At 59.8% G+C, this 13,899-nt stretch carries 15 protein-coding genes and 1 tRNA gene; 13 read left to right on the top strand and 3 right to left on the bottom strand.

The features are described 5' to 3' along the window. Window positions 1-70: 70 nt before the first annotated feature. From OSA81_02315 to purH, 4 genes are read left to right on the top strand one after another with little or no spacing between them, the layout of a single operon-like run. Window positions 71-397 (top strand): iron-sulfur cluster assembly accessory protein, encoded by a 327-nt coding sequence (locus OSA81_02315; GenBank protein MDE0897827.1) that lies wholly within the window; start codon window positions 71-73, stop codon window positions 395-397. A gap of 24 nt (window positions 398-421) precedes the next feature. Beyond that, window positions 422-1,078: an MBL fold metallo-hydrolase gene (locus OSA81_02310; protein MDE0897826.1), complete on the top strand. Its 657-nt coding sequence runs from the start codon at window positions 422-424 to the stop codon at window positions 1,076-1,078. After that, a complete protein-coding gene (locus OSA81_02305; protein ID MDE0897825.1) occupies window positions 1,075-1,764 on the top strand; it encodes a phosphoribosylglycinamide formyltransferase in 690 nt (229 codons plus the stop codon). Before OSA81_02310 ends, OSA81_02305 begins: the two co-directional genes overlap by 4 nt. Further along, window positions 1,761-3,362 (top strand): bifunctional phosphoribosylaminoimidazolecarboxamide formyltransferase/IMP cyclohydrolase, encoded by a 1,602-nt coding sequence (purH, locus tag OSA81_02300; GenBank protein MDE0897824.1) that lies wholly within the window; start codon window positions 1,761-1,763, stop codon window positions 3,360-3,362. Before OSA81_02305 ends, purH begins: the two co-directional genes overlap by 4 nt. On the opposite strand, the gene OSA81_02295 is transcribed toward purH, so the two are convergent. Beyond that, complete coding sequence (locus OSA81_02295) at window positions 3,334-3,927, bottom strand: TlpA disulfide reductase family protein (protein MDE0897823.1); 594 nt, start codon at window positions 3,925-3,927, stop codon at window positions 3,334-3,336. The two genes, purH and OSA81_02295, sit on opposite strands and share 29 nt — an antisense overlap. Before the next feature lie 185 nt (window positions 3,928-4,112). Between OSA81_02295 and OSA81_02290 the strand changes: the two genes are divergently transcribed. Both OSA81_02290 and OSA81_02285 read left to right on the top strand, forming a co-directional pair. Then, complete coding sequence (locus OSA81_02290) at window positions 4,113-4,499, top strand: hypothetical protein (protein MDE0897822.1); 387 nt, start codon at window positions 4,113-4,115, stop codon at window positions 4,497-4,499. A gap of 245 nt (window positions 4,500-4,744) precedes the next feature. Next, complete coding sequence (locus OSA81_02285) at window positions 4,745-5,257, top strand: hypothetical protein (GenBank protein ID MDE0897821.1); 513 nt, start codon at window positions 4,745-4,747, stop codon at window positions 5,255-5,257. A 253-nt stretch (window positions 5,258-5,510) separates the two neighbouring features. Here the strand turns inward: OSA81_02285 and OSA81_02280 are convergent. Next, window positions 5,511-5,594, bottom strand: a tRNA-Ser gene (locus OSA81_02280). A 330-nt stretch (window positions 5,595-5,924) separates the two neighbouring features. Between OSA81_02280 and OSA81_02275 the strand changes: the two genes are divergently transcribed. From OSA81_02275 to OSA81_02265, 3 genes are all read left to right on the top strand, one after another. Continuing rightward, entirely contained in the window at window positions 5,925-6,797 is an 873-nt protein-coding gene (locus tag OSA81_02275; GenBank protein MDE0897820.1) for a carboxypeptidase-like regulatory domain-containing protein, read from the top strand. Window positions 6,798-7,066: 269 nt separating this feature from the next. Continuing rightward, window positions 7,067-7,564 carry an ester cyclase gene (locus OSA81_02270; protein ID MDE0897819.1) on the top strand — a complete coding sequence of 166 codons (498 nt, stop codon included), beginning with the start codon at window positions 7,067-7,069 and terminating at the stop codon, window positions 7,562-7,564. 22 nt (window positions 7,565-7,586) lie between these two features. Then, complete coding sequence (locus OSA81_02265; GenBank protein ID MDE0897818.1) at window positions 7,587-8,624, top strand: alpha/beta hydrolase; 1,038 nt, start codon at window positions 7,587-7,589, stop codon at window positions 8,622-8,624. 71 nt (window positions 8,625-8,695) lie between these two features. Here OSA81_02265 and OSA81_02260 read toward each other — a convergent pair whose 3' ends face one another. Further along, window positions 8,696-9,379 carry a hypothetical protein gene (locus tag OSA81_02260; GenBank protein ID MDE0897817.1) on the bottom strand — a complete coding sequence of 228 codons (684 nt, stop codon included), beginning with the start codon at window positions 9,377-9,379 and terminating at the stop codon, window positions 8,696-8,698. Window positions 9,380-9,862: 483 nt separating this feature from the next. Between OSA81_02260 and ispG the strand changes: the two genes are divergently transcribed. From ispG to OSA81_02240, 4 genes are all read left to right on the top strand, one after another. After that, window positions 9,863-11,068, top strand: a complete 1,206-nt coding sequence (ispG, locus tag OSA81_02255; GenBank protein ID MDE0897816.1) for a flavodoxin-dependent (E)-4-hydroxy-3-methylbut-2-enyl-diphosphate synthase — start codon at window positions 9,863-9,865, stop codon at window positions 11,066-11,068. A 328-nt stretch (window positions 11,069-11,396) separates the two neighbouring features. Beyond that, window positions 11,397-11,780 carry a hypothetical protein gene (locus tag OSA81_02250; GenBank protein ID MDE0897815.1) on the top strand — a complete coding sequence of 128 codons (384 nt, stop codon included), beginning with the start codon at window positions 11,397-11,399 and terminating at the stop codon, window positions 11,778-11,780. Between the two features lie 61 nt (window positions 11,781-11,841). Continuing rightward, window positions 11,842-12,600: a hypothetical protein gene (locus tag OSA81_02245; GenBank protein ID MDE0897814.1), complete on the top strand. Its 759-nt coding sequence runs from the start codon at window positions 11,842-11,844 to the stop codon at window positions 12,598-12,600. 10 nt (window positions 12,601-12,610) lie between these two features. Further along, the gene (locus OSA81_02240) at window positions 12,611-13,801 is read left to right on the top strand and encodes a hypothetical protein (protein ID MDE0897813.1); all 1,191 of its coding nucleotides are present in this window, start codon (window positions 12,611-12,613) and stop codon (window positions 13,799-13,801) included. The last annotated feature ends 98 nt before the right edge of the window (window positions 13,802-13,899 follow it).

The following is a 13,899-nucleotide window of genomic DNA, read 5'->3' as shown; positions in this document are numbered from 1 at the left end:
ATGTTGCGTAAAGAATCGCGAGTCGATCCCGGCCGCTACGCTTGATCGGACAAGAGGAGATTTCGACGCCATGGTCACAATCACCAACTCGGCGACCGACAAGGTTCAGAGCTTCATTTCCGAGCACAGTGCGGAGAACGATGCGGGACTGCGGGTGGCAGTGCTGCCCGGCGGCTGCTCCGGTTTCCAGTACGGACTGAACATCGAAGACAGCCCCGAGAATGACGACGAAGTCGTCGACATTCACGGTATCAAGATCTTCATCGACCCGTTCAGCGCCCAGTACCTCGAAGGCGTCGAGATCGACTACGTAAGTTCGATGATGGGCCAGGGATTCACCTTCCGGAACCCGAACTCTGCTGGCGGCTGTGGTTGCGGGAGTTCTTTCACGGTTTGATCACCGTGGATCGCCGAGGCTGACATGGTGAAGATCCGGGCCTTCACAGGAAGAGGGTTCGGAGAGAACGCGTACCTCGCTGTCTGTGAGAGTACCAACCGCTGTGTGGCTGTAGATCCGGGCGCTGGGGCCGCCGCGATGGCATCTGTCATCATGTCTGAGGTGCTCGAGCTCGAAGCCGTTCTCCTGACCCACGCGCACCTCGACCACATTGAGGGCGTCCACGAGATCCGAGCGATCGCCCCAGACGTCCCGATCTGGCTGCACCCCGATGATCTGGGCTTGTACCAGGGTGTCCAAAGCCAGGCCGCGATGTTCGGTCTCCGCGTCGAGACGCAGCCCGAGCCGACGAACATGCTGGTGCCGGGTGTGCCATTTTGTTTCGGGGACTGTGAATTCGATGTCTGCTTCACGCCCGGTCATGCGCCTGGCCATGTCATCTTCGTCTCAGCAGCGGACCAGCTCGTTCTGGTTGGCGATGTCGTGTTTCAGGGCTCGATTGGCCGCACCGACCTTCCCGGCGGCGATTTTCAGACCCTGATGACATCAATACGGCGAGAAGTGCTGACCCTAGATGATGAGATGACCCTGTATCCTGGACACGGCCCTCCCACGACGGTCGGACATGAGCGAGTCGGGAATCCCTTCTTGGTCCCCCATTACGGCGGAGAACTCGCGTGAGCGACGCTCCGCTCACCGTCGCGGTCTTTGCGTCCGGTGGTGGGACCAACTTTCAGGCACTGCTCGACCATCAGTCGTCTCAGGACAGGTGGCGTATCGGACTCCTCGTCGTGAATCGCGAGGCCGGGGCCCAGGAAAAGGCTTGCCAGGCTGAGATTCCGGTCCGGATCATCGCGACGAAAGACCGTTTGCCAGGGGCTGTATCTGTTGAGACCATGGCGATCCTCGACGAATTCCGGGTCGATCTCATTCTGTTGTCGGGGTACCTGCGGCGCCTGCCTACCGAGGTCGTACGCCACTTTGCGGGCAGGATCCTGAATGTCCACCCGGCATTGCTCCCCGATTTTGGCGGAAAGGGGATGTACGGAATGAATGTGCACCAGTCCGTGGTCGACTCCGGGGCCGCGGTTTCGGGTGCCACCGTGCATTTCGTGTCCGAGGAGTATGACGAGGGCGAGAACCTTGGACAGTGGCGAGTTGAAGTCCGCCCTGGAGACACCCCGCTGGAACTCGCTGCACGGGTGCTGAGGGTCGAGCACCAGCTCTATCCAAGGGCAGTAGACCACCTGGTTGAGGCGCTAGGGGAAGATCGATCACCAGAGCCGATGCCTGACGTTTGGCTCAACGAGCCACCGAACGCCGAACGATCATTACTATCCACCGAATCGAACGAGGAAGAGGTATGAGGCGCGCACTCCTGAGCGTTTCTGACAAGAACAGCATCGTGGGCCTGGGCAATGCGCTGACCTCACGTGGCTGGGAAGTACTGTCCACGGGGGGCACCGCCCGTACCCTTCGTGACGCCGGCATCAAGGTCACGAACGTTGCGGACGTGACTGGACATCCCGAGATGATGGACGGTCGCGTGAAGACGCTTCATCCGGCGATCCACGCGGGCCTGCTGGCTCGACGGGACCATCTCGACGACATGGCTGCGCTCGAGGAACACGGGTACGGACCGATCGACTTGGTGGCCGTGAACCTCTACCCGTTCCGGGAAACCGTGGCGCAGGGTGACGTCACCGTGGATCAGGCCATGGGGAAAGTTGACATCGGTGGGCCGACCATGATTCGCGCGGCCGCCAAGAGCCACAAAGATGTGTGGGTGGTGGTCGACCCCTCTGACTACGAAGCGGTTCTGGCCTCGATCGACGGGGACGATGACCCGGTGCTTCGCCGGGAGCTCGCTGCGAAGGTCTTCGAGCACATCAGTGGATATGACGCTGCTGTCGCGAACTTCCTTCGGGCAGAAGGAGACGGAGGAGAGGAAGACGTGCTGGGCGCGCGCATCGAGGGTTCACTGACCCGTTTGCAGACGTTGCGGTACGGCGAGAACCCAGATCAGGCTGCCGCCTTCTATGGGCCAGAGAACCGCGTCGGAATCTCGGCACTCGAAAAGCACCACGGGAAGGATCTGTCGTACAACAACATTCTGGATCTCGATGGCGCTTTGCTGAGCCTCGCGCCCTTTGCGATCTCGCCTCGTCCTGCGGTCGCAATCATCAAGCACACGACCCCGTGTGGTCTTGGTGTCGGCGATTCTCTCGCCGAGGCCTACAGCCGGGCGCTCGCCACGGATCCGATGAGTGCATTCGGCTCGGTGATCGCTGTGAATCGTGCTGTAGATGCCGAAGCTGCGGAGCTGATGTCCGGACTTTTCATCGAGTGCCTCGTGGCTCCGGGCTATTCCGAGGTGGCGATGGCCAAGCTCAAGGAAAAGAAAAACATCCGCATTATGACGATGCCGGTGTCAGGAGATGGCGACGATGCCACGACTCAGTTCCTGAAGGACCATGGACGACTGCCGCAGCCACGCGTGCTTCGATCGGTATATGGGGGGATGCTCGCCCAGACTCCGCCGAGGCCTCCGTACTATGGGGAGATCGACGCCAGCTGGACGGTCTCCACCGAACGCCAGCCGACGGCACAGGAATGGGACGACCTCCGGTTCGCCTGGTCTGCGATCTTCGGCGTGAAGTCCAATGCGATCCTGATGGCCCGTGATGGTGGAGTGCTGGGAATCGGGGCAGGGCAGATGAGTCGAGTCGATTCGTCCAAGATCGCGGTGCGGAAAGCCGGAGATGCGAGGCTGGATCTAGCGGGGTCCGTGCTCGCATCGGACGCGTTCTTCCCGTTCAGGGATGGGGTGGACGCCGCCGCCGCCGCCGGCGTGAAGGCCGTGATTCAGCCGGGCGGATCGGTTCGAGACGAAGAGGTCATCGGTGCCGCGAACGAGCACGGAATCGCGATGGTCTTCACCGGGCGGAGGCTGTTCCGACACTAGGAATCGGTTCTTCAGCCAACAGTCGATTTACTGCAACTCTCATGGCGGGCGGAGCGAAGTAGCCCAAGATCTTGTGCCGAATGATGCCATCACGGTCGATCAGATAGGTGGTCGGGATCATCGAGACGCCTCCGAATGAGCGGCGGTGATCGCTCGTGGCCCGGCCGACCGCGTAGGTGATGCCTTGCTCCTGGAGAAATGCATCTACGACTGAGCCATCTCCCGCGTCGGTCGCGAGTCCGAGAACCACGACTCCGTCCTTGCCCCTGTCCTCGTGGAGAGACTGAAGGGAGGGCATTTCCAGCTTGCACGGTCCACACCAGGTCGCCCAGAAATTCAGGACCACGACCTGGCCCTTCAGTGCCTCTGAATCGACACGGGTGCCGTCGAGTGCGGTGAACGTGTAGTCCGGAGCGCTGCCCAAGTCCGGTCCGACTCCTGTGAACGCTCCTAGTTGGGGGCCTAGCCGGTAAAGGGCAAAGACGAGAAGCGCTCCAAACAGAGCGCGCTCGCCCCAGACCATGGCCCGGCGGAGAGGCGTTTGCGGTGCAGGTGAGTCGGACATGCCCGGTTCAACCCGCGAGGGGTGCGAGGGGGTCCGCGGAGAGATATGTGACGGGTGAACCTCTTCTTGCTGGAGGCGGTCGCACGGTGTCTCTTGGGTCCAGCCAAATGGTGAGTCAGTCATGCGAATCACAAAAGTCTCTGGACATCGGAGTTCGCGATGTTGAATCGACTGTGGGTCGGCTGATGGCCCGCGGACGGCATGTCGCGCTGATCGTTCTCTCGGTGTTTTTCGTCATCGCGGGGGCGAACCACTTCCTCGATCCTGATTTCTATCTCAGGATGATGCCCGGGTATCTCCCGGCACATGGCTTTCTGGTCGCGGTCAGCGGGCTGACGGAGATGGGGCTAGGGGTGGCGGTGTTGGCCCCGTCCATCCGGCAGAAAGCGGGCTGGGGATTGATCGGATTTCTCGTGGTGGTATTCCCAGCGAATCTACACATGGCCCTCAGCCCGGCGGCCTTTCCCAGCGTGCCGGTGGCCGCCTTGTACCTGAGGTTGCCGGTGCAGGGCCTTTTTCTTTTTTGGACGTGGTGGGTGACTTGTCCCGGACCGACGAAGGCACATGACTGACGCAATGCACTCGCAGGGCCGTCACGACGCGATTACGAAGGTCGTCACCTGTTTCTCGCTGATGCTACTGCTGCCGAGTACCAACGCAGGCCGAACTGGGCGGTAAGGACCCCCGGTTGTGCTTGCGTCAGTGTCCACCTTCTTTGTTCGGTAGCGCCACCATAGTGGTTCGAGCCATAATCTCTAGCTCTTTCATTGAAACAGATGTGCGTATTCAGCCAGGTACTCCTAGACGGGACACGGGTATGATGATTCGGGTACATCCTGCAATGTTGGTGGCTGTCCTCGCAGTTGTTGCTGCGGTAGCCACGACACCGCTTTCAGCGTGGCAGGCCGCAGAGGCTCCGCGAGTTCAGGTCATTTCCGCGAATCCGTTTGGACTACTGCTCGGGCTCTTCAACGCGGAGTATGAGCGCGTCGTGTCGGAGACCACCACGGTGGGAGTCGGTGGGTCTACGTTTTTTTCCGAAGGCGATGTGCAGTACGTCAACGCCGACCTGTTCTGGCGTTTATATCCCACGGGCGATCCGCTCAACGGATGGGCATTTGGCGGAAAAGTAGGCATCACCGTTCTGGCTGACGGCGAGTACTTTGGCTACGGGTTCGATTTGAATCGCAGCTGGGTGCTCGGAAAGCAAGACAACTTTTACGTTGGTATGGGGTTCGGGCTCAAGCGGCTGGTTGGAAGCTTTGATGATGATATGGATTTCCGCGTCATTCCCACGATACGGATCGTTAACGTCGGGATCGCCTTCTGATCTCTGAGATCGGCTCTCAGTATCGATATGAGCTGAGCGATCTCGAAACGTTACAATTTCACGAGTGAGTAGTAGCCGGTGCCTGGGTGCAGGCACCGGCTACTGTCCTGGCTATTCGGACGCCAGTATTTACTTCGGTCGTCTTGCCGAAAGCTTTGGTTTCGCCCACTCGGACAACACTTTGGGTAACGCCGAGGCCACCACCACCACCACGATGATGGCCTTATGTGCCGTAACTCGTTGTCCTGCATGACGGAGGAGGTGGGATTCGAACCCACGAGTCCTTGCGGACGCCGGTTTTCAAGACCGGTGCATTAAACCACTCTGCCACCCCTCCAAGTTGTTATGCTGCAACCCCTTAACTCCCCGCGAGTCATGTCGTGGAAGCGTGTCGCTCGAGTGGATATCACCCAAACTGTCACCTAGATCAGCCGTCTCAGTACCTGCAGACGCAAGGCCCAACATCTCACCCATCTGGTCGAAATGCGGAGCAAGGTCACTGTAGCTGGGATGAAACTCGGCGTACTTCATCGTCATTTCAATATGCTTGTGCCCCAATTGCTTCTGGAGCAGCGGGAGCGGACCAGCGCTACGGCGGCGGTGTGCCGGTGATCGTGTACTTGATCAGCCAGAACTCAGTAGCCTGGACGGGCGGATGAGAACGAGGATGACCCTGCGAATTTTCCAGAGGGCCCCAATGGTGGAGTCACGATTGGCACGGTGCGCTTCAGCGCTGCTGTTCGCGGTGGCTGTCGCCCTGATCGCTCCGTCCGCAGCGCAGGGACAAACGGCGCGCGGCATCCTTGTCGACGAACACACCGGTGAGCCGATCGCGCTGGGGAAAGTCATGCTGGTCACGGCAACTCGGGATTCAATTGCGGCGACGCTGACGACGGACGAGGGCTACTTCGAGCTCCAAGCTGGCCTCCCCGGCACCTTTTCCGTCGTCGCTGAGGCCTTCGGGTATTGGTCGACGCTCATCGGACCCTTCCAGCTCTTGGCGAAGACAGATCGGATCGTGGAGGCACGGATTTCAGTGCGCCCGGTGTCTCTTCCAGGCCTGACCGTAGAGACGGAGACCGAGTATGAGCCTCGTGTAAACCATCTGGTCAGCAGCGGCTTTTACGAACGGATGGGCAGTGGTACGGGCGAGTTCATCACGCCGGGCGATGTCGCGATGTCAACCGCGACTTATATACAGCAGATGTTCTACGAAAAGAAGTCGACTCGAGTCTTTCAGACTCAGACTGCCAAACCACGTACGTACCGCGACTACGAAAGGGTCGAGGCCCGAGCTACGACCTTCGGACCCTGGGGTGACGTTGTTCTGATGCGTGCGCTGATGGGCGGCTATTGTCAGCCTTGGATCTACATAGACGGCCGTAAGGAAATCGAGGACTTCGAGTCTCTGGACGACCTCGTGAAAAAGAGTGAGGTCGCGGCGGTGGAGATCTACCATGCGCCATTCGACATCCCGACCGACTTTCGAGACCTGGCCTTGGCAGGGTGTGGGGCACTCATGATCTGGACTCGCAGATAGGCGATCCCTGGTGCCACCGTGAGACAACACGAAGTGCGTGAGAGGGGTGGCCCCGGGGGGGAGATCATTCGTTTGGCGTAACACCGACCGATCAGACACCAAACTGTTAGCTGCCGACCATGAAAAGGGCGGAGGCCAGGAGGCTGAATTGGGTCCTCGACAAGGGCATGCTGCGCGTGAGTGGGCTAGCAACAATTCGTATTTATTGTGGAGTGCCTTAGCCGAGGTGAATCGGAGCCATGACGGTGATCTCAATTTGACAGGGTGGGATGCGATCCATCGCTTGGTTCGTCCGGGCGTGTGCCCCATCGAGTTTCTATTTGGACTCGGTGCCCTCGGGATGCTGGATTCCCATATACCCGCAACACCTCGACGCCGTTATCGCGGCGTGGAACGGAGGCAACGTGAACCGACTGGACGCGTACCTGTCTGCCGACATAGCGCGGAAGGCGCTGCCGGCCCTCGATGCTGATGCGAATAGCCTGTCCGAACGTAAGGAGGTCACCGCGGGCTTCCGTGAGGCGCATCCGGACGCGCACGTCGCCATCGGTGACTTCCGCCAAGCTGGTGACATAAGTATCGCCAAATGGACACTTGCCGGCACGAACACGGGGCCCGGGGACATGTCGTCGACGGGGAAGGGAGTCTGGGTCGAAGGCGTCTCGATCAATAGGTATGTCGCAGGAAAATCGACGGACGAGAACCAGACCTTCGACGCCCTCAGGTTGATGGCTCCGTTAGGACATATCGAGCTCTCAGATGGTTGATCTTCCGGTGATGCGTACACGCATGAGCCTCGTTACCGCCGCTCTCGTGGCGGCGGTGACCGTGGGTCACGTTGGGGCACAGTCGACGCCTCCGTCCGAGCCACCGGCCGACTGGGGCCCGATCGCGATCGACTACAGCAACGTCCCATATCCATATCCCGTCGAGTATTTGGACGTTCGCCTGTACGGTGAAGATCACAGAATGGCGTATATGGACGTGCCGCCAGTGGGTCCGGCCAACGGCCAGACGGTTGTGATCTTCCACGGGATGAACTTCTTCGGCGCTCCTTACGAGCCAGTCATCCGGGCGTTGAGCGATGCTGGTTTTCGCACCCTCACGGTCGATCGACTTGGGTACGGGCGGTCATCCAAGCCGTTGATTCACTACAACCTTCACATCGCCGCTCGGAACACGAAGGCACTGCTCGACAAGCTTGGTATCGACACGGCTGCGATCGTTGGACACTCAATGGGCGGCATGGTCGCGACCCGGTTCGCCTCTACCTATCCGGGCGTGACCACGCACGTCGCGATGGTGAATCAGATTGGGTTGACCGACACGCGTCCAGGGCGAGCATGGCCGGACCCTGAACAGGCATACCAAGATGCGTTGGGCACGACCTACGAGTCCGTTCTGCGAGGACATGTTCGCTACTATCCGCGAGGGTGGAAGCCAGAATACCTGGCGTGGGTCAAAGTCCAGTTCGGCCTGACACTGAACGGGGACTGGCCCAGGATGGCACGAGTCAGGGCGGGGCAGCGGATGATTCTGTTCGAAGACCCCGTCGTTTACGAGTGGCAGCACATCGCGACCAAGGCTCTGGTCGTCGGCGGTGCCGAGGATCGCCTGGTGGCGGACTTTCCGGCGCGAGCACGGCACGTGGCAGAGGAACTTCAGAATGCTGAGTTGCTCATTTATGCCGGAGTGGGTCATTCCCCCCACCTCGACAACCCCGAGGTCTTTCATCCCGACCTGATTCGGTTTCTGAGGTCGGACCCTAATGAGCCTGCGGATCAGTCGTGGCGGAGCACGGACGTAGGCGTTCGAGAAGGGAACTGAGCCCAGTACCATGAGAAACGGCCGGTCACCCGATAGGGCGACCGGCCGTCTGTCCTTTCAAGGGCTGGGTTTTACTCAGTGGTGTGAATCCCGCAGGTGCTGTACGTGATGGCGTGCTCACCCTCGATCCAGGTGCCACATGGATTTCCGGCAAACAGAATTCCCTTGAGGTCGAGGCCCCTGTCCTCGTGATAGCGCTCATAGAGGCCTTCCATCTCACCAAGGCGGTAGGTCACCAACTCGACGAGGCGCCCGCCCATGTACCAGCGCCGTGGTCCGTCGAAGACACCGTCGCGGTGCGTACCTTCTTCGTAGAGGTCCCCGTTCTCCCAGTAGGCGCGGTAGGGACCGTCGAGACGCCCTTCTTTGTAGGTGCCTGACTCGAACAGCTGTCCGTTCTCGAAATACCACTCGTACCGGCCGTTCTTTACGCCATTCTGGTAGATCTCCTTCGAGCTGACCTTCCGATTTTGGAAGAAAGCCTCCAAAGAACCGTGGTACGTGCCGTTCTGCAGACTCAGTCGCTGAGCAACGACACTCGGCTGGCCCTGGAAGGTGGAAAAGGCCAGTCCTGAGTAGGGCTGCATCGTTTCCGGGGTGAGGAAGCGATCCCCACTGCGCACCAGCTCCTCGACGGGGCGGGCGTCAGGACCGCACGCGGTGGCTGCGATGACCGCCAGGTATGTGGCCAGGCGGAGGGCATGCCCCCGTCCGGGTGGCTTACGATCGAGGCTGACTGAAATGGTGGTGTGCATGAGACGTTGGCCCCGGGGAGGTTTTCATAAAAATACACCGGACCCGAGCTGTAAACAAACGTTTACTTTGAGGGCAGATACTTAAGTTGTGGCTAAGGCGTACGCAGGGCAGGGTCCCAGTCATGCGATTTGTGGGCCCCGTCGCAAAACGGCTTGTTGGCCGATTCGCCGCATCGGCAAAGGAAAAACGGTCGACCCTCAGGCGTGGCGACCGGATTCCCGTCGTGATCCAGGAGGGTCGTTTCACCCGAGACCTTGTAAGATCCTGACTTGGATATGGTGATCGCGATTTCAGATTCTGACATTCTGTCGTCCTTGGAAAGCGTTGGCCATCAGGCCAGGGAACGGATCCGATCCTGATTCTTGCAAGACCGCAATGCGAACCCTTCACTGCTTCGCGGGTTCCGAGGTTGGTCGTCCGATTTCCCCCCGATAGATTTCGGCCGCTTCAACATCCATCGACCCAAGGATTCCGTGATTCCAGTGGCCCGAAGGAAATCCGTCGCGGTCGACGTCGACGGCGTGGTGATCGGAGGGACTGCACCCATCGTGGTTCAGTCCATGACCAACACCGACACCGCCGACGTCGAATCGACAGTCGATCAGGTCAAGCTGCTCGCCGACTCGGGGAGTGAACTCGTTCGGGTGACGGTAAACAACGACGCCTCGGCCGAGGCCCTGCCGGAGATTGTGTCGAGGCTCACGGCAGCCGGGTATCGCACCCCGATCGTCGGAGATTTTCACTACAACGGACATATCCTTCTCAAGAAGTACCCTGACGCTGCGCGTGCGCTGGCCAAGCTCCGGATCAACCCCGGGAACGTCGGCACGAAGCGTCGGGATGAGAATTTTACCCAGATCATTGAAGCAGCGATCGAGTATGGGAAGCCGGTCCGCATCGGGGTGAACTGGGGCTCTCTTGACCAGCGACTTCTCACGGAACTGATGGACGAGAACGCGTCGCTGTCCGAGCCACTGGAAGCCCAGGAAGTCTTGCTGGAGGCCCTCGTCGAGAGCGCGCTTCGGTCCGCAGCGCTCGCGGAAGAGGTTGGACTCGATCACGACAGAATCGTGATTTCCACAAAGGTCTCGTCTGTTCGGGAGCTACTCGGGGTGTATCGGATGCTGGCTGGCCGGTGTGACTACCCGCTCCATCTCGGGCTGACCGAGGCCGGGTTGGGTGCGAAGGGGATCGTGGCGACCACCGCGGGACTCGCGCCTCTGCTCCTCGACGGGATCGGGGACACCATTCGCGTTTCACTCACGCCGAAACCCGGCGGCGATCGATCGGAAGAGGTGCGGGTCGCCCAGCAGGTATTGCAGTCCCTCGGCCTCCGCCATTTCGAGCCTCAGGTGACGTCGTGCCCAGGTTGTGGCCGGACGACCAGTACCTTCTTCCAGGAGATGGCGGAGGATATCACGGACTACATCCGTGAGATGATGCCGAAGTGGCGCGTTGAGTACCCAGGCGTGGAAGAAATGGACGTAGCTGTGATGGGGTGTGTGGTAAACGGCCCCGGTGAGTCAAAGCAGGCGAACATCGGTATCTCACTGCCAGGAACATTCGAAGAACCCAAGGCGCCCGTTTATGTCGATGGGGCCCATTCTGTCACCCTCAAGGGGGTTGGCTTGGTCGACGAGTTCAAGACGATCCTGAACGATTACGTGGTGCGCACCTACGGCACTTGACCACGACTGCGCTCGCTCGGTCCACCTGAAGTAACCCACGAGAATCAACGATCATCGTGCCGGGCATTACACCCGTGGCATACCAGGGTCTGCGAAGGGGGACGTATACCGAGGTTGTCACCGCAAAGTGACACGGGTGTCCTGCCGGAAGGAGCCGAGCTGGCGCCCTGAGGCTATGAAAGCCCCATACTACAGGGTTTTATCGGTTGTCCTTACGGCACATCCCTTGCACCTCTCCGTATTAGACGAGTGGCAGTAAGTTTTGGCCGTACAAACTAGGTATTTCGAGGCGTCTAGGTATTTCGAGGCGTCAGTGGTTCAACAGAGGATGAGTCCAATGGTTGAGGTCGTGAAGAGAAGCTCGAGGTTCGTGCTTTGCGCAGTGACGATCGCCGCAGTTGGAGGATGCGTGCGCGCTACGTTCGTACCCACCCAAAGCGTGGCGTATCCGTCCGCGGACAGGGACTGCCAGATTGAGGTTTTTAGCTCCGCGCTGCCAGATCGAGAGTACATAGAGATCGGCATTGTGGAAGCGCAGGGAAAAGCGTGGAAGTCGGGCTTGGAGCATATCATGCCCGAGCTCAAAGGAGAGGGGTGCGGTGCCGGAGGGGACGCACTCATCATTATGGGGACGAACACGTTCTCGGAGGGAGAGCAGGGCACTAAGGTCCAACGCACTTCCGCAACTGTCATCCGATGGAAAACCCGTTAGCGCCACATCTGAACCTTCAGGACAACTAGATCAATCCATTCAGAATTCGGAAAGGCGGGGCATGAACAGTAGCATTTTCCAGAGTGGAGCCCGCGCGGTGATTCTCCTTGCGTGCTTGGCAGTCGCCACCCCGGGCGGAGTGATCGCTCAGGGCGGCGACGGTTTTTTGTTCAAGGAGCCCACGATCACGGTGAAATTCGAGTCAGGATTCGGTTTTCAGAAGGCGTCGAGCGATATCTACGATTTCCTCAAGACTGAGCACACGATCGGTGAGAGGGACTTCGACAGCCCGTATGTCGGCGGCGAGTTTGGTATTCGCCTTTCCAATCAGATCGATATTGCGATCGGGCTGGGATATCAGGGCAGTTCCACCGATTCGGAGTTCCGGGATTGGGTCGATACGGACGATCTCCCGATCACTCAGGTCACTGAACTCCATCAGATCCCTGTCACGGCCAGTTTGAAATTCTACCCGTTCGGCCGGGGCCGTAGTCTCGGGCGCTTCGCGTGGGTGCCGCAGGCCATTTCTCCCTTCATCGGAGCAGGCGTCGGTGTTATCACATACGATCTGCGCCAATACGGCGACTTCGTCGACTACCAGACGTACGAGATCTTTTTCGACGAATTAGACAGCCAGGACGATGCGTTCCTTGCTCGTGCATCCGCCGGCTTAAGCATATCGCTAAGCAGTCAATTCTTGTTCGAGATTGAAGGCCGGTACGGCTGGTCCGATGGTGACTTGAATGGCGACTTCATTGGATTCGACCAAATCGACCTCGACGGTCTTCAATTGATCGGCGGGGTTGCCGTCCGCTTCTAGGAGGCAGAGGATGAACACCATGACAATGCAAAGGCTAGTGCTCGGCGCGATCGCAGCAACCGTGTTGACTCTCCCGGTTCAGGCGCAGGATACAGACAGCCGGTGGCTACCCTTTGTGGGCTGCTGGGAGGCTGTGGGCGGGGAAGAGGAGATGGGTCTTCTCTGCTTCAATTTGGAGAATGGCGGGGTCGAGCTGAGCAATTTCATGAGCGGGGATGACGTCTCGACTGAATTTCTCGCCGCCGACGGAAAGCAACGGGATGTTAGTGCTGAAGGATGCTCCGGCTGGGAGGCTTTGCATTTTTCAGAAGACGGACGGCGCGTCTTCACACAGACTGAGTTCCTGTGTGGCGCAGATGAGCCGAGGAAGGGAAGTGGGGTCATGGCCTTCATCGGCCCTAACCTGTGGTCGGATGTGCGCACGCTTGACGTCGATGGGGAACCGTTCTCTTGGGTCCAGGACTACCGACTCGCCGGAGTTGACCTCGTCGCGGAGGAAGGAATAGACGATCCGACCGGGGGCGTTGGCATGGCGGTGCGCGGGGCCCGGATGGCAGCTGCGGCCGGGCTCGACCTCGATGATGTCGTCGAGGCCACGCAGAACATCGACTCGAAGGCGGTCGAAACCTGGCTGGTGGCGCAGCATGTCGATTTCGACCTCACGGGTCAGGACCTGATGGCGCTCGCCGACGCCGGCGTGTCCGACAACGTAATCGATGCGGTCGTCGCGGTTTCGCACCCAGACCGGTTCATTGTTGCCAGTGATGGTCAGATCGACGGGAGTGCGCCAGCTCCGACCCACTATCGGGGATACATGGCGTTCAATCCTTTTTGGGGACCCACATGGGGCCTATCCAGGAGTAGTCGCTACGGATACGGACAGGACTACGGGTACGGGCCTGGCCTTGGCTCGGGATACCGCGGTTACGGTTACGGTTACGGTTACTGGGGTTCCAACCCGGGCGTAATCACTATCGAGCCACGGCCAGCTGGAGGTACGGTTCAGAAGGGACGTGGCTACAGGCAGGGTAGTGGCAACGGCGCACGGTCGGCACAGCCGCGCGGGGCGGATGGTCAGCCGTCGTACTCAACGGGGAGCAGCGCTTCAGGCGGAAACTCCAGTGGCTCCGCTGGTTCGAGCGGCAGCAGTGGTCGCACAGCTACCCCGAGAAGAGCTCGGAGGCGCCCGAGCGGTGTCTGAACAGGGCACGGTGCTAGCCCGCGATCCCCTCCATTTTTAACAACTCGGAATCGCGGCCGAGCACGACTAGCACGTGGGCGGCCCCGATCGTTCGTTCA

This window comes from Longimicrobiales bacterium (assembly GCA_028823235.1).
Classification (GTDB): Bacteria; Gemmatimonadota; Gemmatimonadetes; order Longimicrobiales; family Gaopeijiaceae; genus UBA2589.
The sequence above is the reverse complement of the archived record's forward strand: the minus strand, read 5'-3'. Positions and strand labels throughout refer to the sequence as shown.

Bases quoted from the DNA above. Each gene is read 5' to 3' on its own strand.
- OSA81_02315 (MDE0897827.1), top strand. From the start codon at position 71: ATGGTCACAATCACCAACTCGGCGACCGACAAGGTTCAGAGCTTCATT.
- OSA81_02270 (MDE0897819.1), top strand. From the start codon at position 7,067: ATGCGATCCATCGCTTGGTTCGTCCGGGCGTGTGCCCCATCGAGTTTC.
- OSA81_02275 (MDE0897820.1), top strand. From the start codon at position 5,925: ATGACCCTGCGAATTTTCCAGAGGGCCCCAATGGTGGAGTCACGATTG.
- OSA81_02260 (MDE0897817.1), bottom strand. From the start codon at position 9,379: ATGCACACCACCATTTCAGTCAGCCTCGATCGTAAGCCACCCGGACGG.
- OSA81_02285 (MDE0897821.1), top strand. From the start codon at position 4,745: ATGATGATTCGGGTACATCCTGCAATGTTGGTGGCTGTCCTCGCAGTT.
- OSA81_02295 (MDE0897823.1), bottom strand. From the start codon at position 3,927: ATGTCCGACTCACCTGCACCGCAAACGCCTCTCCGCCGGGCCATGGTC.
- OSA81_02265 (MDE0897818.1), top strand. From the start codon at position 7,587: ATGAGCCTCGTTACCGCCGCTCTCGTGGCGGCGGTGACCGTGGGTCAC.
- OSA81_02250 (MDE0897815.1), top strand. From the start codon at position 11,397: ATGAGTCCAATGGTTGAGGTCGTGAAGAGAAGCTCGAGGTTCGTGCTT.
- OSA81_02240 (MDE0897813.1), top strand. From the start codon at position 12,611: ATGAACACCATGACAATGCAAAGGCTAGTGCTCGGCGCGATCGCAGCA.
- OSA81_02310 (MDE0897826.1), top strand. From the start codon at position 422: ATGGTGAAGATCCGGGCCTTCACAGGAAGAGGGTTCGGAGAGAACGCG.
- purH (MDE0897824.1), top strand. From the start codon at position 1,761: ATGAGGCGCGCACTCCTGAGCGTTTCTGACAAGAACAGCATCGTGGGC.
- OSA81_02245 (MDE0897814.1), top strand. From the start codon at position 11,842: ATGAACAGTAGCATTTTCCAGAGTGGAGCCCGCGCGGTGATTCTCCTT.
- OSA81_02290 (MDE0897822.1), top strand. From the start codon at position 4,113: ATGGCCCGCGGACGGCATGTCGCGCTGATCGTTCTCTCGGTGTTTTTC.